Source organism: Marinobacter sp. GH_1, assembly GCF_048595985.1.
Lineage (GTDB): Bacteria > Pseudomonadota > Gammaproteobacteria > Pseudomonadales > Oleiphilaceae > Marinobacter > Marinobacter shengliensis.
In genome coordinates this window covers 3570806-3594622 of sequence record NZ_CP184460.1, presented here as the reverse complement: position 1 = coordinate 3594622, position 23817 = coordinate 3570806, and the positions used below count along the sequence as shown (strand labels likewise).

At 58.5% G+C, this 23817-nt stretch carries 16 protein-coding genes; 9 read left to right on the top strand and 7 right to left on the bottom strand.

Features of this window, described 5'->3' with window-relative positions; translation table 11 throughout:
- Positions 1 to 23 precede the first annotated feature (23 nt).
- Complete coding sequence (gene trxA / locus ACNSOI_RS16440) at positions 24 to 887, top strand: thioredoxin (protein WP_420194562.1); 864 nt, start codon at positions 24 to 26, stop codon at positions 885 to 887.
- 28 nt (positions 888 to 915) lie between these two features.
- Here the strand turns inward: trxA and modC are convergent, their stop codons facing one another.
- From modC to modA, 3 genes are read right to left on the bottom strand one after another with little or no spacing between them, the layout of a single operon-like run.
- The gene (gene modC, locus ACNSOI_RS16435; RefSeq protein ID WP_420194561.1) at positions 916 to 1989 is read right to left on the bottom strand and encodes a molybdenum ABC transporter ATP-binding protein; all 1074 of its coding nucleotides are present in this window, start codon (positions 1987 to 1989) and stop codon (positions 916 to 918) included.
- Positions 1986 to 2672 (bottom strand): molybdate ABC transporter permease subunit, encoded by a 687-nt coding sequence (gene modB / locus ACNSOI_RS16430; RefSeq protein ID WP_354446156.1) that lies wholly within the window; start codon positions 2670 to 2672, stop codon positions 1986 to 1988. The genes modC and modB overlap by 4 nt, the downstream gene beginning before the upstream one ends.
- 42 nt (positions 2673 to 2714) lie before the next feature.
- The gene (gene modA, locus ACNSOI_RS16425) at positions 2715 to 3479 is read right to left on the bottom strand and encodes a molybdate ABC transporter substrate-binding protein (RefSeq protein ID WP_420194560.1); all 765 of its coding nucleotides are present in this window, start codon (positions 3477 to 3479) and stop codon (positions 2715 to 2717) included.
- Between the two features lie 80 nt (positions 3480 to 3559).
- Here modA and ACNSOI_RS16420 point away from each other — a divergent pair, with 80 nt between their 5' ends.
- Positions 3560 to 3880: a hypothetical protein gene (locus tag ACNSOI_RS16420; protein WP_420194559.1), complete on the top strand. Its 321-nt coding sequence runs from the start codon at positions 3560 to 3562 to the stop codon at positions 3878 to 3880.
- A 34-nt stretch (positions 3881 to 3914) separates the two neighbouring features.
- On the opposite strand, the gene ACNSOI_RS16415 is transcribed toward ACNSOI_RS16420, so the two are convergent.
- Positions 3915 to 5279 (bottom strand): KamA family radical SAM protein, encoded by a 1365-nt coding sequence (locus ACNSOI_RS16415; RefSeq protein WP_286251863.1) that lies wholly within the window; start codon positions 5277 to 5279, stop codon positions 3915 to 3917.
- A gap of 659 nt (positions 5280 to 5938) precedes the next feature.
- Here ACNSOI_RS16415 and aceE point away from each other — a divergent pair.
- Positions 5939 to 8602 (top strand): pyruvate dehydrogenase (acetyl-transferring), homodimeric type, encoded by a 2664-nt coding sequence (aceE, locus tag ACNSOI_RS16410; protein ID WP_420194558.1) that lies wholly within the window; start codon positions 5939 to 5941, stop codon positions 8600 to 8602.
- 10 nt (positions 8603 to 8612) lie between these two features.
- On the top strand, positions 8613 to 10262 hold the full coding sequence (gene aceF, locus ACNSOI_RS16405) for a dihydrolipoyllysine-residue acetyltransferase (RefSeq protein WP_420194557.1): 1650 nt from the start codon (positions 8613 to 8615) through the stop codon (positions 10260 to 10262).
- 167 nt (positions 10263 to 10429) lie between these two features.
- On the opposite strand, the gene ACNSOI_RS16400 is transcribed toward aceF, so the two are convergent.
- Positions 10430 to 11515: a hypothetical protein gene (locus ACNSOI_RS16400; protein WP_342631172.1), complete on the bottom strand. Its 1086-nt coding sequence runs from the start codon at positions 11513 to 11515 to the stop codon at positions 10430 to 10432.
- Positions 11512 to 15441 carry an ABC transporter permease gene (locus ACNSOI_RS16395; RefSeq protein ID WP_420194556.1) on the bottom strand — a complete coding sequence of 1310 codons (3930 nt, stop codon included), beginning with the start codon at positions 15439 to 15441 and terminating at the stop codon, positions 11512 to 11514. Before ACNSOI_RS16395 ends, ACNSOI_RS16400 begins: the two co-directional genes overlap by 4 nt.
- Before the next feature lie 199 nt (positions 15442 to 15640).
- On the opposite strand from ACNSOI_RS16395, the gene ACNSOI_RS16390 reads away from it, so the two are divergent.
- Together ACNSOI_RS16390 and ACNSOI_RS16385 are read left to right on the top strand one after the other, a co-directional pair.
- Complete coding sequence (locus tag ACNSOI_RS16390; protein WP_420194555.1) at positions 15641 to 16822, top strand: acyl-CoA dehydrogenase; 1182 nt, start codon at positions 15641 to 15643, stop codon at positions 16820 to 16822.
- Between the two features lie 85 nt (positions 16823 to 16907).
- Positions 16908 to 18158, top strand: coding sequence for an NADH:flavin oxidoreductase/NADH oxidase family protein (locus tag ACNSOI_RS16385; protein WP_286251860.1), 1251 nt, complete (start codon positions 16908 to 16910; stop codon positions 18156 to 18158).
- Between the two features lie 416 nt (positions 18159 to 18574).
- Here the strand turns inward: ACNSOI_RS16385 and ACNSOI_RS16380 are convergent, their stop codons facing one another.
- Positions 18575 to 19738, bottom strand: a complete 1164-nt coding sequence (locus ACNSOI_RS16380) for a DcaP family trimeric outer membrane transporter (protein ID WP_420194554.1) — start codon at positions 19736 to 19738, stop codon at positions 18575 to 18577.
- Positions 19739 to 19900: 162 nt separating this feature from the next.
- Between ACNSOI_RS16380 and ACNSOI_RS16375 the strand changes: the two genes are divergently transcribed.
- The 3 genes from ACNSOI_RS16375 to ACNSOI_RS16365 all read left to right on the top strand — a co-directional run bounded on the left by ACNSOI_RS16375 (position 19901) and on the right by ACNSOI_RS16365 (position 23808).
- The gene (locus tag ACNSOI_RS16375; protein ID WP_420194553.1) at positions 19901 to 21352 is read left to right on the top strand and encodes an exonuclease domain-containing protein; all 1452 of its coding nucleotides are present in this window, start codon (positions 19901 to 19903) and stop codon (positions 21350 to 21352) included.
- 59 nt (positions 21353 to 21411) lie between these two features.
- Positions 21412 to 22626, top strand: a complete 1215-nt coding sequence (locus ACNSOI_RS16370; RefSeq protein ID WP_058090447.1) for an aspartate aminotransferase family protein — start codon at positions 21412 to 21414, stop codon at positions 22624 to 22626.
- A 171-nt stretch (positions 22627 to 22797) separates the two neighbouring features.
- Entirely contained in the window at positions 22798 to 23808 is a 1011-nt protein-coding gene (locus ACNSOI_RS16365) for an arginine N-succinyltransferase (RefSeq protein ID WP_420194552.1), read from the top strand.
- The last annotated feature ends 9 nt before the right edge of the window (positions 23809 to 23817 follow it).

The following is a 23817-nucleotide window of genomic DNA, read 5'->3' as shown; positions in this document are numbered from 1 at the left end:
TGTCTTATTAACCGGGTAAATATATGACCGCTTCGCCGTACATCTTTGACGCCACCGCCGACAACTTTCAGCAAAAGGTGATGGAAGCCTCCGCCACTACACCTATTTTGGTGGATGTGTGGGCCGAATGGTGCGCGCCTTGTAAGCAGCTGATGCCGATTCTGCAGAAGCTGGCGGAGGAGTATCAGGGGAATTTTCAGCTGGCCAAGGTGAATGCCGACGAGCAGCAGGAGCTGACGGCTTCCCTGGGTGTGCGCAGCCTGCCCACGGTGATTCTGGTGAAAAACGGCCAGGCGGTGGATGGTTTTAACGGTGCCCTGCCGGAAAGCGAGATCCGCAAGGTGCTGGAAAAGCACATCGACGCGCCGTCTGAAGACCCCTACGAGAAAGCCCACGCCCTTTGGGAAGCCGGTGATGTGGACGGTGCCCTGGCCATCCTTACCGAGATGAACCAGAAAGACCCTGAGAACCTGGATGTACTGATTGACCTGGCCCAGCTGAAAGCCGAGCAAGGCGATCTCGACACCGCCGAGCAGGTGCTTAACAGCCTTCCGCCGGAAGAGAAACTGCAGCACAAGGCCAAACAGCTGGCGGCGCGGGTGAAGTTTTTGAAGCAGTCCGGCGAGCTGCCGCCGCAGGCAGAACTGGAAGCCAAACTGGATGCCAATCCGAAAGATCCAGAGGCCCTGCACCAGTTGTCCCTGCACATGGTTTTGCAGGACAAAAACGCCGAAGCCATGGATTTGCTGATTCGCCTGATGCAATCAGATAGCACCTACAAAGACGGCATCGCCAAGACCACGCTGGTGGAGTTGTTCGAGAAGCTGGGCAACAACAATCCGGATGTGCGTACCTACCGCCGTAAACTCTACACCCTGATGCACTGACAACCGGTGGCTGGCCTGGCTGTCAACGTCAGGCCAGCAACGCCACCGATTTGATCAGCGCGTACACCTGCTTGCCCGTTGCCAGCCCCAGTTGCTGGACGGCCCGGGCGGTGATTTCCGCCAACAGCAGTTGACCGTCCGCCGTTCGGCAGGCCACCACGCACCGGTTGTCCCTGGGCGGGTCTATGCGTTCAATGGTCACCGGCAGGTGGTTCTGAATGCTGATGTGTTGAGGGTCTACCAGAGACAAACTGACGTCCCGGGCAAGAATGCTAATCCGGGTTCTGTTCATCCCGGCTGCTAGCGCAGAACTCGTTAACCACAGGCGAGCCTCCGGCGGACCAAAAGGCCGGGCGTTATCTTCTCCCGCTTCACCCAAAGTACCTTCCAGAACTGAAGCCGCACCCGCATCATCGAACAACGGTGAGTCTGGCCGGGCCAGGGCCTCCCGCAAGGTTTCCACGTTCTGAATCTGGCCGTTCTGCATGAACACCACCCGGTCTGCCAGGCGGGTGACTTCATCCGGGGAATGACTGACCATGACAATCGGCACCCCGGATTCTGCTGCCATGCGCGCCAGAAACGGCATGATTTCCCGTTTGGTCTGGGTATCCAGCGCCGCCATGGGTTCGTCCAGTAGCAGCAACTGGGGGCTGATCAACAACGCGCGGCCAAGGGAGAATCGCTGGCGCTGGCCCCCGGAGAGTTGATCAATCCGCCGGTCCAGCAGGTGCTCAATTCCCAGCATGGCGGTTACTTCATCCGGGTGAAGCCGACGTTGCTCCGGCGGTGTTCGTTGGTATCCGTAAAGCAGGTTTTCCCGAGCGGACAGGTGAGGGAGCAGGCTGTGTTCCTGAAACACCAGGCCAATCCTGCGCTTGTGCAGGGGCAGAAACTGCCGGCCCCGTTGCCAGTGCTGCCCGCCAAAGCGCACCACCGCACCCCGTGGCCGTTCCAGGCCGGCGATAATGCGCAGCAGGGTGGTTTTGCCACAACCGGAGCGGCCAAACAGCGCGGTGACACCCTCTAGCGGTAGCTCATGGTTGACCTTGAGTTCGAAGTCCTTGCCGTGGCGAAGGTGTGCCTGCAGGTACAGGGTCATAGCTTGGCGACCTCGAACCGGCGGTTAATGCTGTACACCACAAACAGGGTGACAAAGGCGAAGATCAGCAGCATCAGTGACAGGCTATGGGCGGCGTCGTAATTCATGGCCTCGGCGTGATCGTAGATCAAAACCGACAGCACCTTGGTTTCACCCGGAATGCTGCCGCCGAGCATTAAAATTACGCCGAACTCTCCCAGGGTATGCGCGAAGGTCAGTGTAGCTGCCACCACAAAACCGCCCCGGCTGAGGGGAAATATCACCGTTCGGAACCGGTCCCAGGCGCCGGCGCCCAGACTGCTGGCAACCTCGACCGGGCGCCGGCCCAGGTTGCGAAAGGCTTCCGTCAGCGGCTGCACGGCAAAGGGCATGGAATAGATAACCGAGGCGATCAGAATCCCCTCAAACGAAAACGCCAGGTGCTGGAAGCCCCACGCCTCCAAGGTTTGCCCAACCACGCCCCGGGGCCCCAGAGTGATCAGCAGATAGAACCCCAGCACGGTGGGCGGCAGCACCAGTGGCAGCGCCACAATGGCCTGCACTACGGTACGGAACTGGTTACGCCCTTGCGCCAACCACCAGGACAAAGGTGTGGCCAGCAATAACAGAATGATGGTGGTATACAGGCAGAGCTTGAAGGTGACTTCAATGGCCTGCCACTCTGCGGGGCCGAGTTGAAACATTGGGGTCCTTTCAGGTGAAGATGCCGGTTGGCCGTGCGCCGGTCAGGGCATCACAAATCCGTATTGCTCCATTATAGAGTGTGCCTGCTCTGTGGCCATGAAATCGGCAAAGTGCATGGCCTCTGGCTTGTTGCCGCCACGCCGGGTAACCACATAGCCCTGGGTCAGCGGATTGTGCAGGTTGTCGTCGATCAGGTAGTGACTGTGGGAAGCCAGTTCCGGAAACTTCGCAAGAGACAGTGCAATCACACCCACCTGAGCGGCACCAGATGCGGCCATCTGCGCCGCGTGGGCAATGTTCTCACCAAACACCAGCTTGGGTTGCACGGCCTCCCATACGCCGACCGCCTGCATGGCTTCCCTGGCGCGCAGGCCATAAGGTGCGTGGGCCGGCTGGGCGATGGCGATGCGGGTAATGGAATCCGAAGTCAGATCGTTGAGGGTCAGGCTGCCGGCGTCCAGGGTGTTGCTCCAGAGCACAATGCGGCCAATGGCGTAGACCGCTGGCGGGGTAGCTGTCAGCCCCTCCTGCTCAAGACGCTTGGGAAACGCAATGTCGGCCGAAAAGAAAATGTCGTAGGGCGCACCGTTAATGATCTGCGTAGTCATTTTGCCGGAGGAACCATACACCACCTGCACATTGGCGGCCGGGTTGGCCTCGCGATACAGCTCAATGATGTCGTCCAGGGCATAGCGCAAATCCGAAGCCGCCGCGATGCGCACCAGTTCGCCCGCCTGGAGACTGGGCGTAGACAGGAAAGCGGCCAGCAGGGCCAGCATTCGCCACGGCTTGAACCATTGATACATCCCGAATCCCCCAAACAACGTATTCTGGTTTAGAGCAGCGCAAGGCAGCGCAACCGTTTTATCGCAGCGAACCGAGTAACATGCTAAAACTCCCGCCCCAGCCTGACAACTGTGAACTCTGCGAACGCGCCGTGCCCAAGCTCACCCGCCATCACCTTATACCCAAACACCTGCACCGCAAAAAGCGGTTTCAGAAACTGTTCAGTAAAGAGGACCTGATCACCCGCACCTTGTGGGTGTGCCGGCCATGCCACAATGCCATTCATCGGGCGCGTTCGGAGCATGAGTTGGGGTTGCACTTCAACACGCGGGAACAGCTGCTGGAACTGGAGGAGGTGAGGGCGTTTGTGGAATGGATTCGGGATAAGCCTGCGGGGTTTGTGCCGAAGAAGGGGAGATGAGCAGGCCCGCCGCAGCGGGCCTGTTACCAGGGGGTTACGCCTTCCCCTGCTTCATCGCCTCAAACTCATCCTCAAAGAAGAACTTCTCTTCCCCGAAGGCAGGCTCAAGCTCGTGCAGCCACGTGGCGGTTTCGCTGTACTTGGCAAAGAACGGGCGCTGTACCCAGTCCGGGTTTCGGCCCTGCAGGAAGCGCAGTACGAACACCTTTTCGCCTTTGATTTCGGTAATGCCCTGAACTTCCACCTTGCCGGGGCCGGCGCTCATGCTGGGGCCGCGGGCGGTGCGGGCCAGGCCGCTGACCTTTTTCATGGCTTCGCGGTAGATGTGGTAGGCCTCGGCCAGGGGCACTTCAAAGTAGTTCTTGGCGCCGGTGTCCCGTTCTACAAACATGTAGTAGGGGATGATGCCCAGCTTCACTTCGCGCTTCCACAGCTTGGCCCAGTCGTCGGCGTTGTCGTTCACGTGTTTGATCAGTGGGCCCTGGGCGCGGATCTCGGCACCGGTGGCACGGATGCGGCGGATGGCTTCTTCCGCGATGTCGGTGGTGATTTCCTGCCAGTGGTTGTAGTGGGCCATGATGGCCACGTGCTTGCCGCCATCAACCAGTTTGGCGAACAGTTCGATCAGCTCGTCGGCATCCTTGTCGGTCACGAAACGGTACGGCCAGAAGGTGAGGGCCTTGGTGCCAATGCGGATGGTCTGGATGTGGTCAAACTCCGGCTGCAGCAGCGGTTCCAGGTACTGCACCAGGTTCTTGGTTTTCATGACCATGGGGTCGCCACCGGTGACCAGCAGGTCGGTCACTTCGGTGTGCTCCTGCAGGTAGCCGTGCAGCTTCTCGGCATCGGTGCTGGCCATTTTCAGGTCTTTGTCGCCCACAAACTGCGCCCAGCGGAAGCAGAAGGTGCAGTAGCTGTGGCAGGTCTGGCCCTGGGACGGGAAGAACAGCACGGTTTCGCGGTACTTGTGCTGCACGCCGTCCAGCACCTCGCCGTCCAGTTCCGGCATGTTCATTTCCATCTGGCCGGCCGGGTGCGGGTTCAGTTCGTCCCGGATAACCTTCGCGGCAGCCTGGATGTCCTTCTTGTCGGCACCCTCGCGGTGCAGCTTCGCCATCTGTTCGTAATGTTCGTCCTTGAGCATACCCTTTTGAGGGAATACGAGCTGATAGATGGGATCGTTCGGTACCTTGTCCCAGTTGATCAGTTCGTTGATCACATATTCGTTGACCCGGAATGGCAGCACGCTGGCCACCACTTTCATTTCGAACAGGGTCTCTTCGGGGAGATTCTGGATCGCCTCAATTTTATCGAGCTGGCGGTCGGTAAAAACCTTGAACCGGCGTTCCTCGAATTCCTGAACCGGGATGCGGTTCGGAAAGGTGACGATGGAGTTCATAGATCGCCCTCTGATTAGGTGCCAAAGATAAAAGGAGGGTTAGTAACCTCCTTCACTGGTTAAAAAACGGGCAGGCAAGTATACATAAATCGAAATTCATTTTCAGGTCTAATTAATAATTCAGTGCTTGTGGGTTGAGTTCATCGTCTAAGTTCGCCGAATGTCGCTAATTTAAGGCGAAATAGTCCGAAAATCTCAGATTTGTTTAAGGTTCAGGTGTTTAGCATGGCGATGCAATTCGTAAGTACCAATGCGCTCATACATTGGTCTGATGCCTGGTTGTGAAAGTCATCGAAACCGGACATTATTGCGTAACTAATCTAAATAAAGCGGCTGTTTTAGCATTTCAAACGGCTGTTTGTTTGTTTTTCTGGCTCATTTTGTAGTAAAAGTACGAAAGTTTTGGCATGCGGCGCGCTCAGTGCCGCCGGTGTCGGGAAATTCGGGGCCAAAAGCTCCGCCCGCAGCCGGCCCGCGCGGCAGGAAAAATGTGAAAGCTGTTCTATGCTTGAGAGAGGTCAAACGCGCTATTAAGCATTTCTCGCAAGCTGATGTATCCACAATAAAACTGCAGGTTATCGCAGCATTTCAAGTTTGCACCGTGACAGGCTGCTGATCGTGGCCCACGAGGCACCTTTTGAGTCCAAGGGGAGGGTTTGATGTACCAGGATGATGATCCCATTGAAACCAGTGAATGGCTTGATGCGCTGGAATCTCTGATCGAGAACGAAGGCGTTGATCGGGCCAAATACATTCTGGAGCGCCTGTCTGAGCGCGCCAGCCGCGATGGCACCGCGCTGCCGTATTCCATCACCACGCCATTCCGCAACAGCATTCCAGTGGCCAAGCAGGCGCAGATGCCGGGCGACCTGTTCATGGAGCGGCGCATCCGCTCACTGATCCGCTGGAACGCCATGGCCATGGTGGTGCGTGCCAACAAGCGCCCGGGCGATCTGGGTGGCCACATTTCCACCTTCTCTTCTGCCGCCACATTGTATGACGTGGGCTTCAACTATTTCTTCCACGGTGGCGACGACAAGCGGGAATCTGATCTGGTGTACTTCCAGGGCCATGCAGCGCCGGGTATCTATGCGCGCTCCTTCCTGGAAGGCCGCTTTAGCGAAGAACAGCTCGACAAGTATCGCGAAGAGGTAGACGGCGAAGGCCTGTCCTCTTACCCGCACCCCTGGCTGATGCCGGATTACTGGCAGTTCCCCACGGTTTCCATGGGCTTGGGGCCGATTCAGGCCATCTACCAGGCCCACGTGATGAAGTACCTGCACAGCCGTGAGCTGACCGATATGGACAACCGCAAGGTTTGGGCGTTCATCGGTGACGGCGAGTGCGATGAGCCGGAAACCCTTGGCTCCATTTCCAAGGCTGGCCGCGAGAACCTGGATAACCTGATCTTCGTGGTTAACTGCAACCTGCAGCGCCTGGACGGCCCGGTGCGGGGTAACGGCAAGATCATCCAGGAACTCGAAGGCGTGTTCCGTGGTGCTGGCTGGAACGTGATCAAAGTCGTATGGGGTCGCCATTGGGACCCGCTCTACGCTAAAGACGAAAACGGCGCCATGCAGCGTGCCATGGATGAAATCTGCGACGGCGACCTGCAGAACTTCAGCTTCAAGGGCCCGGCTTACACCCGAAAGGAATTCTTCGGTCGTTACCCGGAGCTGGCGAAGCTGGTTGAGGACATGTCTGATGAAGAGATCAGCAAACTCAACCGTGGCGGCCACGATCCCTACAAAGTCTATGCCGCTTATCACAAGGCGGTGAACCAGGCCAACGGCAAGCCGACGGTCATTCTGGCTCACACCATCAAAGGCTACGGCTTTGGCGCGGCGGGCGAAGCCCAGAACACCGCGCACTCCCTGAAGAAGCTGGACATCGATACCCTGAAGGAATTCCGGGACCGTTTCGGCGTGCCCCTGAAAGACGACGAGCTGGAAGAGGTGCCTTACTACCGTCCGGCGCCAGACAGCCCGGAACTGGTGTATATGAAAAAGCGCCGCCAAGACCTCGGTGGCTTCTATCCGAAGCGCAACAAGGACTGCCAGCCCCTGAAGATTCCCGACCTGGATATCTTCAAGCAGGTGCTGGAAGGCTCTGATGGCCGTGCCATCTCCACCACCATGGCGTTTGTACGCATTCTGAGCGCCCTGGTGAAAGACAAGCGCATCGGCAAACGCGTGGTGCCCATTGTGCCGGACGAAGCCCGTACCTTTGGTATGGAAGGCATGTTCCGTCAACTCGGTATCTACACCTCCGAAGGCCAGAAGTACGTTCCCCAGGATCGTGACCAGATCATGTACTACCGGGAAGACAAGAAAGGCCAGATCATGCAGGAGGGCATCAACGAAGCCGGTGCCATGGCTACCTGGATGGCCGCTGCCACGTCCTACAGCACCAACAGCTACCCGCTGATTCCATTCTACGTGTTCTATTCCATGTTCGGCTTCCAGCGTGTGGGCGACCTGGCCTGGGCCTCCGGCGACATGCAGGCCCGCGGCTTCCTGATTGGCGGTACCGCCGGCCGTACCACCCTGAACGGTGAAGGCCTGCAGCACCAGGATGGCCACAGCCACGTACTGGCCAACACCATTCCGAACTGCAAGGCCTACGACCCGGCCTACGGTTACGAAATGGCCGTGGTGATTCGCCACGGTATGAAAGAAATGTTCGAAGACAACAAAAACGTCTTCTACTACCTGACCATCGAAAACGAAAACTACGAACAGCCTGCCATGCCGAAAGACTGCGAAGACGGCATCATCAAGGGCATGTACAAGTATGAATCGGTGGAAACCAAGGGCCGCAAGAAGAGCCCGAGGGTTCAGTTGCTGGGTGCCGGCGCGATCATGAACGAAGTACGCGAAGCCGCCCAGATGCTGAAAGACGACTGGGGTGTAGCCTCCGATGTGTGGAGCGTGACCAGCTTTAACGAACTGGCCCGTGACGGTCAGCACGTAGAGCGCTGGAACCACCTGCACCCGGACGACAAGCCGCGCCAGGCCTATGTTACCCAGTGCCTGGAGAAGGCCCAGGGGCCGGTGGTGTCTGCCACCGATTACATCAAGCTGCACTCCGAGCAGTTGCGGGCCTTTATCCCGAAAACCTTTATGACCCTGGGCACAGACGGTTTCGGCCGCAGCGACACCCGCGAGAAGCTGCGTAGCTTCTTTGAGGTGGATCGCTACTACATCACCGTCACCGCCCTGTCTGCCCTGGCCAAAGATGGTGAGATCAAGCTTGAACAGGTTCTCGAAGCCATGCGGAAGTACGGAATCGATCGCAACAAAACGAACCCGGTGCTGAGCTAAGGAGACCGCCATGAGTGAACAGGAAATCAAGGTTCCCGATCTCGGCGGTGCTGATGAAGTCGAGGTCATCGAAATCATCGTCAGTGCAGGGGACTCCGTTGAAGAAGAAGATCCGATTCTGACCGTAGAATCCGACAAAGCCTCCGTGGAACTGCCGGCGCCCGCCGCCGGCAAGATCACCAAAATCACCGTGAAGGTGGGTGACAAGGTCAAGGAAGGCGATGTGATCGGCATGATGGAAGGTGGTGCCGGCGGCTCTGACGACGACGGCAGCGACAAATCCGACGAGCCCGAGCCGAAGGCAGAAAGTAAAACCGAGACCAAATCCGAAGACAGCAAACCGGCGCCCAAGAAAAAATCCGGCGGCTCCCGCACCGAAGTGGTGAAGGTTCCGTCGCTGGATGGTTTTGATGACGTGCCGGTGATTGAAATCAACGTGGCGGAAGGCGACACCGTTGGCGAGGATGATCCGCTGGTCACCGTGGAGTCCGACAAGGCCACCATGGAAATTCCGTCACCCTACGCCGGCAAGATCGGCAAGATTCTGGTGAAGGAAGGTGACAAGCTTTCTGAAGGCGTTGACCTGTTGGAAATGACCATCGAAGAGGATGGTGGCGACGAGGAAGAAACGTCAGATTCCGGTGAAAGCGCCAAGGCTGACAGCCAGGGCGGCAAGCCCGAAGCAAAAGCCGACAAACAGGAAGCCGCGCCCCAGCCCCAGGGGTCCACCTACGAACCACCGGCGCCGGGCACCAAGGTGCATGCCGGCCCCGCCGTGCGCAAACTGGCGCGGGAGCTGGGTGCAGACCTCACACGGGTGAAAGGCTCCGGCCCGAAAAGCCGCATCCTGAAGGACGACGTGCACGCCTATGTGAAGAGCCAGCTTCAGCAGGCCCAGCAGGGCACGGGTGTGGCGACAGGTTCCGGCATTCCGGGCGTGAAACTGCCAGACTTCAGCCAGTTTGGTGACGTGGAGCGCGAAGGCATGTCCCGCATGATGGCGGCTACCGCCACCAACATGCAGCGCAGCTGGTTGAACGTGCCCCACGTCACCCAGTTTGACGATGCCGACATCACCGAGATGGAAGACTTCCGCAAGGCCCAGAAAGCGGCCGGCGAAAAGCGTGGCGTGAAAATGACCCCGCTGCCGTTCCTGCTCAAAGCCTGCGCCGCCGCGTTGGCGGAACTGCCTCAATTCAACGTGTCCCTGGACATGGAACGCAAAGAGGTGGTGCGCAAGAAGTACATCCACATCGGCATTGCGGTGGACACACCCCATGGCCTGATGGTGCCGGTCATCCGGGACGTTGATCAGAAAGGCCTGTGGGAACTGGCCGCCGAGAGCGCCGAACTGGCCCAGAAGGCGAGGGACAAACAGCTGAAGCCGGCAGAAATGCAGGGCGCCTGTTTTACCATCACCAGCCTGGGTGGCATTGGCGGCACCGCGTTCACGCCCATTGTGAACACACCGGAAGTGGCCATCCTGGGTGTCTCCAAGGCATCCATGAAGCCCGTGTGGGACGGCAAGGCATTCCAGCCTCGGCTGATGCTGCCGCTGTCGCTGTCTTACGACCACCGGGCGGTGAACGGGGCGGACGCAGCCCGGTTTACCAACCTGCTGGCGCAGCTGCTGGGGGATATTCGTACCCTGCTGTTGTAGTCCTGAGTCGAGGGCCGCTCCGTAGCTTTTTAGTTGCGGGGCGGCTTTCTCGTCTTTGCATTGAGCCTGGCCAAATCTCTACCAATTTGCTGCATCAGGCTCGTTCTGACTTTCGGCCTCCGACGGATGCCCCTGCGGGGCCGCCGTTTATGGCTGGCGTAAGGTATCTACTCTGCTGAAGCCTTGCGTTGCCGGCGTGTCCTTGGTGAGTGCGCCCAACTATTCCTCATGATATCCAGCCGCCCTGGGGTGTTCAGCCGCAGCACCTGAAGCGCCATCTCGTCGTTCTTTTCTTTCCAGGTATGGTTAGCCATATCCCGCCAGTAACGGGGTGGCCGGTTTGTTCGCCGGTCGTGTTCGGCGGTAACCGGGTCATTGGCGCGATGTTCTTCCCACAGGGGAATGTCCGGCAGCGGCCGGCTGGTGTCCATGAAGTTCTGGAACATGTCCCACAGGGCGTAGCACTCCTCGGGGTTGGTTTTGCCGATCAGGGTGCCGATGGGGATCAGGATGTTGCGGTACCGGTGGGCCAGGTACAGGGTGTGCACCACCCCGCCGCCGTGGATCAGCTCGTTGGAGGTGTAGGCATCGAACTCGTAAAACGGGGCGGACTCTTCTTCTGGCTGCCCGGTTTTGCCCCAGGCGCCTTTTTTGTCGTAATGAAACACCGTTACCAGGCCAGTGCGACGATTGAGTTCCCACAGCGGGCCTTTGTCCGGCTTGATGAGCTGCCGGGGGAAGAGTTTGAACAGGGCGGTGGGGATGAGGTTGCAGGCGATGAGTGGGCCAAATACCCATGCCGCGAAATAGGCCCAGTCCGCTAGATAATTAAGATGGCCCACACTTGCGGGCTTATCGTAGTAATAAACTCCCAAAGTGAAGAGCATGGGTATGGCTACGAAACCAATGATTACAGGATTGCCAAAAGCATTGATGAACAACAGAATTCGAGTTCTCAAGGCAGCATTGGCAGCTCGGTAGCATTCATGGTCAATGCGTTGATGGCTCTGCAGGTCTCCGAACGGGGTCGGGTTTTTCTCGAACTGCCGGAGCACTTCGGGACGATTTCGCCGTCGAATGATCTGTGGCACGACATCCTCTGTGTGCCCCCAAGGCAGTTTTCGGTCGGCTTTTCGGTTAAACCAGGGCAGTGCCGGGTTGGCGCCCGGTGCCGGGCGCTTTTGCTGGGGGAGATGTCCGGAATCATAGGCCTTCGGGCCGTAGTATCCCGATGCAGCTTTATCGGTTGTCATCCCGTGGCTCCCGGGTTGCTGAATTCATTAATCCAGAAAAGCTGCTTTTTTTCGCTGAAGTCCGGCTCCGTATGCTCATTGTCTCTGGCGTCGAAATAGGTTGAATCCTTGGGTGGCGGTGCCGGAAACGCGAGTTCCCGGATGCCAGTTTCCACACGGATTTGGGCTTTTGGTTGCCAGGTATAGCTCACATTGCGAGTGCTGAGCGGTATGCGAAGAAACTTGGTCGTTTCCGTATGGGGAGAGGGCGTCCTGACGATGTATTCATAGCCATCCGGCGTGGCGCCTTCCCGGAGAACGTGGCTTTGCATTTCGGTGTCTGGAACAGGCTGAGAGGCCAATGGAACCGAGTGGTTGCTGTCTTGCTTAACTCGGTGGCTGAGTAGTTGAAGCTTGAACGTCATTTGTTGTTCCGTGAAGCCGGTCATGCCTGGTAGGTTGCTCTGAAGCCGGATGAGGTGTGTTGCCTGGGCAAGATCATGATTGTCTAACCCCTGGCGTTTCAGCGCTACTCGGGTGATTTCCGGAATCGGGTATATTGATACCTGCACCTGAGAGAGCAGGTAGACTAGCCGGTACCAAGCTTCCAGTGCGTTGTTGTCGCCTTGCAGATGCGGCAGTCCGTCGTGTTCGCCGAAAGGACCATTCTTCAGCCAGTTCTCTATCGGTTCGTCTTCGTAGAGTGCAACAAGTGCCGCACCCCCAAGGATCAGGCAGAGGCCGGCCCAGCCCAGAGGCCCCATGCCCAGTAGAGTGAGTTGGGCTGGAATCATAGCTGATAGCGTTGTTGCAACTCCCCCTAAAGTTACGATGCCATGCCCGAGTGCTGCCTGATCGCCGGTATTTATTGCATAAATGGTGTCTGACAGGCTGACGCCTGTGAGGGCCAACCCTCCAATACCGCCGAGCAGCATTTTTACGGTCAACGCTTTTGCACCGAAGAATTGGGCGATAGCGGTGGCAGCTTGATTCTCAAATTCATATCCAAGAGCTGCAGCAATTCCGTGTCGCACGGTGTTGTTTGCAAATCTTTCCGCGAGCAGCATTGAAGCGAGTCCTGCACCATAGCCCGACATACCCATACCGGCGAGAGATCTAAAAGCTCCTCTTTCTCTAGAGACTTTCTGTCGAGTCGATATGGCATTCGCCACATTAACCGCCTCAATAGCCAACACCACCAATGGCAATGCCGGAGTATTCAGCACCCGGTGCAACCGGCTTCGCTCGGCAGCGTTGAGGTCCACCCGGTGCGCCTTCGCTTCGCCCTCCAGCTTGCGAATCTCCGCGTTGATATCCCGAATCCGGCCGCCGGTCTGTTTCAGTTCGTCGACCACCTGATTGTAACGGCTCTGGGCCGCCTGCAACTTCGCCCTGAGTTCTTCATGGTTGCCATTGGCTTCGGCCAGGGCCCGGCGTGCCAGGGTCAACTGATTCTCGGCCCGGGCCAGTGCCTGGATAGCCTGGGTGGTGGGCTTGTCCCGGCTCAGAACCCAAACCAGGGCCTTGCCTGCGGCGGGTGTTTCCGGGTTATAGCGTGCGCCATCTGGCCCCAGGTCTTCCAGGCCGAGTACATATTTGCCTTGGGCAATGGCGTCGCTCAGGGGCATTTGCCTCAAATCGGGTAACAGTTCAGGCATGGCCCGGCGTATGCCTTCCATGGGGTTCGTCATGGCGGCTATGCGCTGGGCCATCAGGCGCTGCTGGATAGCTTGCCGGGTTTGGGCGTGTTGCTGTTCCAACCGGGCACTGGCGTCATCAAAGTCTTTGAGGGCTTTGGCGGCGGCCTGTTCTTTCCTGAATGCTTGGTCGCTGTTGCGATTCATCCATTCGCGGCTGGCCGAGTCGTGTTCGGCTTTCAGGGCTGCGCGGCGCTGGGCCAGGCGGGTTTGTTCGTCAGTCAGGTTCTGGAGTTGTCTGTCGTTGTTCTCCAGCGCGGCCATGGCGGAACGGATGGACTGGTGCAGTTCTCTATGAGCACTGTCCAATGCTTTCATGCCTGATCGCATACCTGCCAGCATCAGCGTGTTTGAGGCACCGCTTTGGATATCCTCGGCCAGCCGGAGGCCTTCCACCGTCAGTAGGTCACTGACATCCTCCGGCAAATCCAGCTTTTCCAGGGCGGCGAGCGCTGCGCCCCGGAATACACCCGTGCCATCGTTGGGTTCGGGCGTTTCCGGGGGCTGGTAGGGTTCGGTTTGGCTGTCTGGTGTGGTTTGCGGCCACAACATGCGGGCGAGAGAGACTTCCTCTCGCGAGGCACTGGCGGCGGCCTGTTCGGTACACAGCGACCTTACCCAGGCCTTGCCGTCGCTGTCCGGGCTGGGCTGGCTGTGTTCCGGGTCCAGTGGGTCTTGCTTGCAGGCGGGCTCCAGGGTGTCGCTGATAAAATGCCCGGCGCAACGGAAAGCACCGGCATAGTCGAAACCTTCGGTGCTGAACAGGTCCGCCAGGGCTTGTTGATAGGGCTGGCGTTTCAGGCACTGCAGCAGTTCGGTCTGGGCCAGGGTCAGGTAGTGTTGGCCCAGGGTGCGCTCTTCGGTCATCAGCACCCGGCGAATCTTTTGCCGGCCGCTGGAGGGCAACGCCAGGCTGTATTTGAACAGCGGGTTCTTCTGGCGACCGATCCGGCCCGGCAGGATGATCTGGTTTACCAGGAGGGCGTTTTCCAGTTGCGGATTTTTACGGGCTTTTTCGGCACACAGTTCCAGCAGATGGCGCGCCGTGTTGATGCGTGCTTGCTGGTGCCGCATCTCGTAAAAATGATCTTCAATGCGCAGGCCGCACACGCCCCGGTTTCTCAAATCCTCAAGGGCGTCTGTCTGGCAATCGCTGGTTCGCCACTCATCGTAGCTGAATGGTCGCTTCGCTGGGGTTTCGCTAGCGCGGTCCAGATCTTTTTGAATCGCAATGCCGAGCGCGGCCGGCTCGGGGTGTTCGAAGGGGGCCAGGGGCCCGGTGCGCTCACCGGCATTCCACTCTTCATAAAGGCTGGCCGCCATATCCAGTGCTTTGCCGGCGTAGGTTCCGGTGGTATCGGCCAGGTACTCCCAGGGCCGCTCAAACTGCCATTCTTTGGCGGGTGCCCTGGGCCTTTGTGCTTCAACTTTGTCCAATCGGAATACGGTTCGTTTAGCGGCATCTGGCCAGCGAGCAAAGCCCATCTGGGGCTGGTCGGCGGGGTACAGGTCCCGGAACTGGCTGCACCGGTAATGTCGAAGCCCGGAATCGCTCTGCAGGCCATTCAGCCGTGCCGCAGAGAGGGGAGATTCGCTGAAGGCGGCTTCAAGGGACTGATCCTGGCCGTCAAGGCGCACGGGTACCCACACATCAGCCAGCGGTTTACCCACGGCGGGGCGACGGTCTTCGGTAAATTGTCCGTCTTCCGTGCGATGGTCCGCGAGCCTTACGTCGCGGAATTGCGGCCGGTTGCCTTCCCAGGCGATTTGCAGCTCTCGCCAGAGCGAGCCGTTGCGGAACAGATACAGAAACCCGGGGCGGGCGAGAGCCGGCCAGGTCAGGTGTTTGCCTTCGTGATTCATTCCCCGTACCCAGGCCATGGGCACGGTTGGCATCAGGATATTGGCGGTGGTTTCGGACTGGATGCTTTCGGGCGCCGGGGCATCTGTGAGCGGAAGGTGAATCGGCGCGCCGGATTCTGCATCCACTTCCAGCACCGCCCGGCTGGCGGGCTGGTTGCGCCAGGGCCAGATGTGCAGGGCGGATTCCGCATTGCTGACCTCGCGCAGATAACTTTTCTGGATACCATCCGGCAGGCGCCGTTCAATCCCGGGGAAGGGGGCTTCTGCCGTCTGAAAAACCACCGGGCGTTGCCCCTGGCTATGACTGTTGCCAAGCACAGCAACGATGAAATCACAGAAGGTGCAGGGAGGGCCGTCTGAAAGGCGGCTATGGGCCAGATTGCTCATGGTGACGTTCCTTATCAATGGCTGAGAGAAGCTTCTTGCTTCAATAGTCCGGAATTTTATATGCCACGGATGGTGATGTCACATTGCCGCGCCTGTCGGTTCCGGAATTTGTGATGTGTTGCGGGCCCTCCGGCAGCTTGAAACCGGGCCGGGCTAAAGCGATAGTGGGCGTAACAATACCGTTAAAGTGACATTATCCATGGCCAACAAACCAAGCTTCAACTGGGAAGACCCCCTGCTGCTGGATCAGCAGCTCTCCGAAGACGAACGCATGGTGCGCGACAGCGCCCGGCAGTTTGCTGAAAAGAAACTCCGCCCCCGTGTGGTGGAGGCCTTCCGTAACGAACACACCGATCCTGCTATATTCCGCGAAATGGGCGAGAACGGCCTGCTGGGGGCTACTCTGCCGGAGCAATATGGCGGCAGTGGTCTCAATTATGTGAGCTATGGCCTGATTGCCCGTGAGATCGAGCGTGTGGATTCCGGCTATCGCTCCATGATGAGTGTGCAGTCCTCACTGGTGATGGTGCCCATCTACGAATTTGGCAACGAAGCAACCCGCCAGAAGTATCTGCCTAAACTGGCCTCCGGCGAATGGATTGGCTGCTTTGGCCTGACCGAGCCGGACTATGGCTCAGACCCTGGTTCCATGATTACCCGGGCCCGCAAAGTGGATGGCGGCTATCGCCTGACCGGCAGCAAAATGTGGATCACCAACAGCCCGATTGCAGATGTCTTTGTGGTCTGGGCCAAGGATGATGACGACAAGATTCGGGGGTTTGTGCTGGAGAAGGGATGGCAGGGCCTGAGCGCCCCGGTCATTCATGGCAAGGTGGGCCTGCGGGCGTCCATTACCGGCGAAATCGTGATGGATAATGTGTTTGTGCCGGGAGAAAACGCCTTTCCCGAGGTGCGCGGCCTCAAAGGTCCGTTTACCTGCCTGGATTCCGCCCGCTATGGCATCGCTTGGGGTGCACTGGGTGCGGCGGAAGACTGCTGGCATACTGCCCGCCGGTATGTGCTGGACCGCCAACAGTTCGGCCGGCCCCTGGCGGCGAATCAGTTGATCCAGAAAAAGCTGGCGGACATGCAAACGGAAATCACCCTGGCACTGCAGGGCAGCCTGCGCCTGGGCCGGATGAAAGACGAAGGCACGGCGGCGGTGGAGATAACCTCCATCATGAAACGCAACTCCTGCGGCAAGGCGCTGGACGTGGCGCGGCTCGCCCGGGACATGCTTGGTGGTAACGGCATCAGCGACGAATTTGGTGTGGCCCGCCACCTGGTGAACCTGGAGGTGGTGAACACCTACGAGGGCACGCACGATGTCCACGCGTTGATTCTTGGCCGGGCTCAGACAGGGATTCAGGCTTTCTTCTGAGCCTGTCGCCTCGGCCAATGCCGAACCGATGCCAGCCATCCACTATCAGCCTCATGAACATTGAGAACAATGACATGAGGCTCCCATGAACCCCGCAAAACTGCTCTCCACCCCGCTTAAGCTGCGAAACGGCTCTGTTATCCCCAACCGATTTGCCAAGTCCGCCATGAGCGAGACCCTGGGCACCATTGATAACCATCCCACCAAAGAGTTGGCAACCCTGTATCGTGCGTGGGCAGAGGGCGGCACCGGGCTGTCGATCACGGGTAACGTGATGATCGACCGCCGGCACATCGGGGAGCCACAGAACGTGGTTCTCGAGGATGAAAGCGATCTCGAGCTTCTGACCGCCTGGGCCAAGGCCGGGCAACAGGGAGGCAAGCAGATCTGGATGCAGCTGAACCATCCCGGCAAGCAAAGCCCCAAAATGCTGAACAAAGACCCGGTCTCGCCCAGTGCGATTCCATTCAAAAAAGAACTCCGCAGCATGTTCGCCACACCCCGCGCCCTGACCGGCCCGGAAATCGAAGACATCATTCAGCGTTTTGCCCGCAGTGCTGCTGTTGCCCAGAAGGCGGGCTTTGATGGGGTGCAGATTCACGGTGCCCACGGCTACCTGGTGAGCCAGTTCCTGTCGCCCCATCACAACCAGCGCACAGACGAGTGGGGTGGCTCTGCCGAGAAACGCCGCCGCTTTGTGCTGGCGGTGTACCGGGCTATCCGGAAAGCTTGCGGTGAAGCGTTCAATATCGGCATCAAACTGAACTCCGCAGACTTCCAGCGCGGCGGTTTTACCGAGGACGAATCGCTGGCGGTGATTAAGGCGCTGGTGGCGGAGGGGATTGACCTGGTGGAAATCTCCGGCGGTAACTACGAGAACCCGGCCATGGCCAAGGGTGCGGAAGATGGCGAGGTAAAAGCCAGCACCCTGGCGCGGGAGGCTTACTTCCTGGAATTCGCAGAGAAAGTGCGTGAGCTGACCGACGTGCCGTTGATGGTGACCGGTGGCTTCCGTACCGAAACCGGCATGGCCCAGGCCATCGCCTCCGGCGCAACAGACCTGGTAGGCCTGGCCCGACCATTAGTGGTTGAGCCGGATCTGCCAAACCGGATCATGGCCGGCAATCAGGTCACCAGCGCCGTGAAACCCATTAAAACCGGTATTCGCCTGATTGACGATATGGCTTTGATGGAAGTGAGCTGGTACACACGGCAGATCGGCCGCATTGCCCGTGGCAAGGCACCGAAACAGCATGACCGGGGCATTCTGTCGCTAATGGAGGTGCTGGGTGTGATGACCACCCGGGGTGTTCGCACCCGATTACGGGCGGGCTAATAAAGTTCCTCAGCCGCAGGCCAGGGCCTTGGCCGCTGGCCTGCGGCTGGTTTGATCAGTTAGCAAAGAACATCCAATCGAAATAGTCGTGCAGATCCTGCATGGCAATGGCTTCAGAAGGCTGGGTAAGTTCGAACAGAACAGACTGGTTTTGGGCTATTTTCATGGTGTCACCTCATCGGGTTGCGACAGAAGAGGCCGGCAGTGTTGCGGAGGCCGGCTTTGCAATCAGAACTTTGCATCAGACGTGCCAAAGGTGCGGAAACGGCTAACTTTTTGAATTTTAAAGGTTGATGTGAAGCGCAATTCGGGGCAAGTGAGTGCAGTGATGCATGGCGGTGCAAACTGCACCAACCTGGAACGAAAAACCCCGGCCGAAGCCGGGGTCATTCTGAGTTAACTTCTAACAGGAAGGGTTAGAAGTTGTACTGCGCAGCGAACAGGATGCGGCTGGCATCACCGTCGGTACCATCAACGTTTTCACGCTTCAGGAACTGGTACTCAACGCCCATCATGACGTTTTTGACCGGTGTCCACTGGTAGTTGGCCATGATGGCCTGGTTGCTTTCGCTTTGATCAGCAACTGCGGCCGCGCCGAGATCACTTACTGCATCATCCCAGTCAACTTCAACATAGCCGTAGCCGATGTTGACGCTGCGACCGCCGCCCAGGTTGATGCCGGCACCAATGGAGCCGCCGTAGCCGGAGAGGGTTTCGACGCTGCCGCTGCCATCAACGTAGGCACTGGCGGCGCCGAAGTTCTCGCCAGAGCGGTACAGGTAGCTGTTGGCACCGTCGGTGTAGGTCAGCGTGCCCTGAATGGTGATCATGTCAGTCAGAGCCATCTTGGCGGCAACGAAGGTGGCGAAGCCAAATGCGCTGTCGTCATTAGTGCCGTCGTCCACGGTGAGTTGGTGCGCCAAAACAGCGGCGGAGTAGCTGAGCCCGCCTTGAGAGTCTTGCATGCGCGCAGTGAATGCTGGCATGCCGTCTCGTTTCTCCGCATCATCTAACTCAGCTTCTACGGGATCGAAAAAGACAATCGAGTTCTGCGGCTGTTCCAGAGAGAACGACAGCGGACCAGTGGTATAGCGAGCCTGGGCCACACGGCCTTGCAGGCCTGCCAGGCCAGGCAGAGAGTCAAAATCCAGGGTTGAGGTATTGCCGACGAAGCTGTTGAAGTTAGACCAGGTCTGGCCCATCAACACGCCATTGTACTCACCATAGGCGTGACGCAGTCGCAAGGAGCCACCACCGCCACCGCGGAAGTCACCCTCTACATTTACTTTGACGCCTTCTGGTGAGACGGTCGTCAAACCGATTCGGCTCTGGAAAGCGTCCGCGCCAAAGTGACCATCCGCAGCATTATCGTTTCCTGCAAGGTCAGCGTATGAGCCTGAGCGCGTACTCAGCGCTTGGTTGCTGTCAACGTCGTAAGACGCATTCAGGCGGCCATAACCGTACAGCGTTAAATCGTAATCCCCCGCCTTGAAGTTGACCGCGCTGGCCTGGGCACTCATGCCGATCGCAGCCACTGCCGCCGTTGCACGGATTGCCATTCTTAACTTGTTGCTTTGCATCGTTGTTGTCTCCACACGTTTATTGTTGTTGGACCCAAAAACAAGGTAGTTACGAATCTGTGACAATTCAAACATAATTGGTGGTTATTTAGACGAATGTCTATAGCTCATTGGTGCGGCAATGCTGGCATCCGGCCCTACCAAATGGTCGTAATACCTCAGATGACAAAGAAACCTGTGCTTCTCAGTAACGAAACATTTGCTTTCCTTGATATCGAAACCACCGGCGGCAATCCGCAGCGAGACAGGATTACCGAGATCGGTATCCGGTTCTGGCGGGCCGGAGAGGTGGTGGGGGAATGGCAAACCCTGCTGAACCCGGAGGTGCGGATCTCCGGTTTTATTGAAAGGCTGACGGGCATCAGCAACGAGTTGGTGGAGGATGCCCCGCTGTTTTCAGATATTGCCGATGAGCTGGAGAGTCAGTTGGCTGGCGTGATCTTTGTTGCCCATAACGCCCGCTTCGATTACGGCTTCATTAAATCTGAATTCCGCAAACTGGGGCGAGCGTTCAGCGCCCGGGTGTTGTGCACGGTCAGGCTGTCCCGGGTGCTCTATCCTGAACACAGCCGCCACAATATGGATGCCCTGATCAACCGCCACAACCTGCCGCTGGTGGAGCGTCACCGGGCCATGGGCGACGTTTCCGCCATGCTGGCGTTCTTCGAGCATACTCTGGTTGAACATGGCACCGACACGGTGAACCAGGCCATCCAGCGACTGCTTCAACGCCAGAGTACGCCTTCTAATGTGCCGCCAGAGATCTTAGCGGAGTTGCCGCAGGGGCCGGGTGTTTACCGATTTTACGGTGACAACGATGCGCTGCTGTACGTGGGCAAAAGCACCAACATTGCCCAACGGGTGGCCTCGCATTTTGCCGGTGATCACCAGTCCACCCGAGGGTTACGCATGTCAGAAAGTCTGCGCCGGGTGGAGTTTACGGAAACCGCCGGTGAGCTGGGCGCCTTGTTGCTGGAACTGAAACAGATCAAAAGCCTGAACCCGCTCTACAACCGCCGCTCCCGTGCTGCCAAGAACCTGGTCAGCATCGCACTGACGACTAATAAAGAGGGCTATCTGCAGGCGGAACTGGCGCGAAAAGTGGTGCCGGACCAGCTCGGGGATTACTTCGGATTGTTCCGCAGCAAACGCGATGCGCTGGGCGCCATTCGCGGCATTGCCGGCAAGAACGACCTGTGCGGCAAACTGCTCGGGTTGGAACCAGCCGGTGCGGGCCCATGCTTCCAACGCAGCCTGGGTAGATGCAAAGGCGCCTGCGAGGGCGCAGAAGACAACACCCGATACAACCTGAGAATGCAGATCGCCTTCCACAGCCTGCGCCTGAAAACCTGGCCCTGGCCCGGGCCCGTCGCCCTGGTGGAAGAGAACCGCGACACCGACCGCACCGATATTCTGGTTGTCTACAACTGGGTGCACATCGCCACCCTGCACGGCGAGGAGGAACTGAACGACTTTGAACCGGGGTCTGACCCCGTCACCTTTGATCTCGACTCCTACAAACTGCTGGTCAAAGCCCTGCTGGGCCGCGATAAAAAGCCGTATCGAATCATCGAACTACCACCTTTGACGCAACCGGCTGTTCTTATGCCGTGAGTGGCGTATTATGGGGGCATTCACCCTGTCACTTAGCAATGAGTCACTGAGAGAGATCCATGAACAGAGAACCTGTCTCCCGCGAACTGTTTGATGAAGTAATGGTGCCCAACTACGCCCCCGGTAACATCATCCCGGTGCGAGGCGAGGGCTCCCGCGTGTGGGACCAGGAAGGGCGAGAGTTTGTGGACCTACAGGGCGGCATTGCGGTCACCAGCCTTGGCCATTGCCACCCGGGCCTGGTGGGCGTGTTACAGGAACAGGCCGAAAAAATCTGGCATCTGTCCAACGTGATGACCAACGAACCCGCGTTGCGCCTGGCCAAAACCCTGTGCGACCAGACCTTCGCAGAACGGGTGTTCTTCGCCAACTCCGGTGCCGAAGCCAACGAAGCCGCCTTCAAACTGGCCCGTCGCTACGCCTGGGAACACTACGGCCCGGAGAAACATGAAATCATCTCCTTCACCAACTCCTTCCACGGCCGCACCCTGTTCACCGTCAGCGTCGGCGGCCAGCCGAAATACCTGGAAGGCTTCGAACCGGCCCCGGGAGGTATCCACCACGCCGAATTCAATAACCTGGACTCGGTAAAGGCGCTGGTCTCCAAAGAAAAAACCTGCGCCATCGTGGTTGAGCCCATCCAGGGCGAAGGTGGCGTTATGCCCGCCGACCCTGAATTCCTCAAAGGCCTGCGCCAGCTCTGCGACGACAACAACGCCCTGCTGGTGTTCGACGAAGTACAAAGCGGCGTCGGCCGCACCGGCCACCTGTACGCCTATGAAATGTACAACGTCGTGCCTGACATCCTCACCAGCGCCAAAGGCCTGGGCGGCGGCTTCCCGGTAGCCGCCATGCTCACCACCGCCGAAGCCGCCAAAAGCCTCGGCGTAGGCACCCACGGCAGCACCTATGGCGGCAACGCCCTGGCCTGCGCGGTGGCCCAGAAAGTGATCGACACCGTCAGCCAGCCGGAAATCCTGAAAGGCGTCAAAGCCCGCTCCGACAAACTGCGCAAAGGCATGATGGACATCGGCGAACGCTACGGCGTGTTTTCCGAAGTGCGCGGCGCTGGTCTACTCTTGGGGTGTGTGCTGACCGAAAAATGGCAGGGCAAAGCCAAAGACTTCCTCAACGCTGGCCTGGATGAGGGCGTGATGGTTTTGGTCGCCGGTGCGAACGTGGTTCGTTTGGCGCCTTCGTTGATCATTCCGGAATCGGACATTGATGAAGCCCTGGAGCGGTTTGAGGCGGCAGTAAAGAAAGTCGTTTCATAAGAAGTTTTTTGACGGCTGCCACAAGAGTAGGCGCTGGGCCGGGAACCCTTTTCCGGAAATTTCGAAGGCCAAGGATGGCCTGAGAGAAGCGCACATGGATGTGCTCGTAGCGGTTTCCGGAAAAGGGTTCCCGGTGCAGTGCCGGTCGCCGAACGCCAGCAGGAGTAAAGCATGTGGCAAGTAAGACCAGCCAAACTGGATGACCTGCAACAGATTCTGGACCTGACCAACGCCCAGAGCGGCCGGCTGTCGTCCACCCTGCCCAATACCCAAGCCGCCCTGACCAAAAAACTTGAACAGTCCCAGGCCAGCTTCGCCAACGAAACCGACACCCCACGCCGACTCCTCTTCGTACTGGAAGACACAGACACCGGCCAACTCGCCGGCACCGCCGGCATAGACACCCGGGCAGGCAACGGCCAACCGTTCTACAACTACCGCCGCGATTACCTTATCCACGCCTCCCACGAACTCAACGTCTCCCGGCGCGTAGAAGTGCTGTACCCCAGCCACGCCCTCACCGACCTCACCCTGCTGTGCGCCTTCACCCTCAAACCGGACCTGCGAAACACCCCGGCCTTTGAGCTGCTTTCCCGCGCCCGCATGATGTTCATCGCCAGCCACCGGGAATGGTTCACCAATCGCACCGTGGTGGAGATCCAGGGTATACAGCACGAAAACGGCGATGTGCCCTTCTGGGACAGCCTTGGCCGCCACTTCTTTAACATGGATTTCGAAACCGCCGACCAGCACTCCGGCCAGCTCAGCAAAACCTTCATTGCCGAACTCATGCCCCCGAACCCCATCTATGTCACGCTGCTGAGTGAGGCGGCTCAACAAGCACTGGGCGAACCTCACCCGCTGACCAAACCCAATTACGACCTGCTGCAAAGGGAAGGTTTCCTGCCCGGTTGCTACGTGGATATCTTTGATGGCGGCCCGGTGCTGGAAGCCCGAACCGACACTCTGAAAACCGTTGTGACCAGCCAACCGAAAACGCTTCATGGCAGTGAAGGTCTGGATGGGGAAACCTGCCTGATGTCAGCCGGAGAAGGGCAAGACTTCCGCTGCCTGCTGACTCCGGTGTCTGAGACCCTGGCGGACGACGTAAAGGTACCGGTCAGCACCTGGCATGCATTGGGCCGGAGCGCCGGTGACCGGGTAAGGGTCTCGCCATTATGATCAATACAG

What these genes read in the sequence shown, in the direction of transcription:
- aceF (WP_420194557.1), top strand. Translation starts at nt 8,613, where the DNA reads ATGAGTGAACAGGAAATCAAGGTTCCCGATCTCGGCGGTGCTGATGAA.
- ACNSOI_RS16420 (WP_420194559.1), top strand. Translation starts at nt 3,560, where the DNA reads ATGCTAAAACTCCCGCCCCAGCCTGACAACTGTGAACTCTGCGAACGC.
- modB (WP_354446156.1), bottom strand. Translation starts at nt 2,672, where the DNA reads ATGTTTCAACTCGGCCCCGCAGAGTGGCAGGCCATTGAAGTCACCTTC.
- ACNSOI_RS16370 (WP_058090447.1), top strand. Translation starts at nt 21,412, where the DNA reads ATGAACAGAGAACCTGTCTCCCGCGAACTGTTTGATGAAGTAATGGTG.
- ACNSOI_RS16395 (WP_420194556.1), bottom strand. Translation starts at nt 15,441, where the DNA reads ATGAGCAATCTGGCCCATAGCCGCCTTTCAGACGGCCCTCCCTGCACC.
- ACNSOI_RS16385 (WP_286251860.1), top strand. Translation starts at nt 16,908, where the DNA reads ATGAACCCCGCAAAACTGCTCTCCACCCCGCTTAAGCTGCGAAACGGC.
- aceE (WP_420194558.1), top strand. Translation starts at nt 5,939, where the DNA reads ATGTACCAGGATGATGATCCCATTGAAACCAGTGAATGGCTTGATGCG.
- ACNSOI_RS16390 (WP_420194555.1), top strand. Translation starts at nt 15,641, where the DNA reads ATGGCCAACAAACCAAGCTTCAACTGGGAAGACCCCCTGCTGCTGGAT.
- trxA (WP_420194562.1), top strand. Translation starts at nt 24, where the DNA reads ATGACCGCTTCGCCGTACATCTTTGACGCCACCGCCGACAACTTTCAG.
- ACNSOI_RS16365 (WP_420194552.1), top strand. Translation starts at nt 22,798, where the DNA reads ATGTGGCAAGTAAGACCAGCCAAACTGGATGACCTGCAACAGATTCTG.
- ACNSOI_RS16400 (WP_342631172.1), bottom strand. Translation starts at nt 11,515, where the DNA reads ATGACAACCGATAAAGCTGCATCGGGATACTACGGCCCGAAGGCCTAT.
- modC (WP_420194561.1), bottom strand. Translation starts at nt 1,989, where the DNA reads ATGACCCTGTACCTGCAGGCACACCTTCGCCACGGCAAGGACTTCGAA.
- ACNSOI_RS16375 (WP_420194553.1), top strand. Translation starts at nt 19,901, where the DNA reads ATGACAAAGAAACCTGTGCTTCTCAGTAACGAAACATTTGCTTTCCTT.
- ACNSOI_RS16380 (WP_420194554.1), bottom strand. Translation starts at nt 19,738, where the DNA reads ATGCAAAGCAACAAGTTAAGAATGGCAATCCGTGCAACGGCGGCAGTG.
- ACNSOI_RS16415 (WP_286251863.1), bottom strand. Translation starts at nt 5,279, where the DNA reads ATGAACTCCATCGTCACCTTTCCGAACCGCATCCCGGTTCAGGAATTC.
- modA (WP_420194560.1), bottom strand. Translation starts at nt 3,479, where the DNA reads ATGTATCAATGGTTCAAGCCGTGGCGAATGCTGGCCCTGCTGGCCGCT.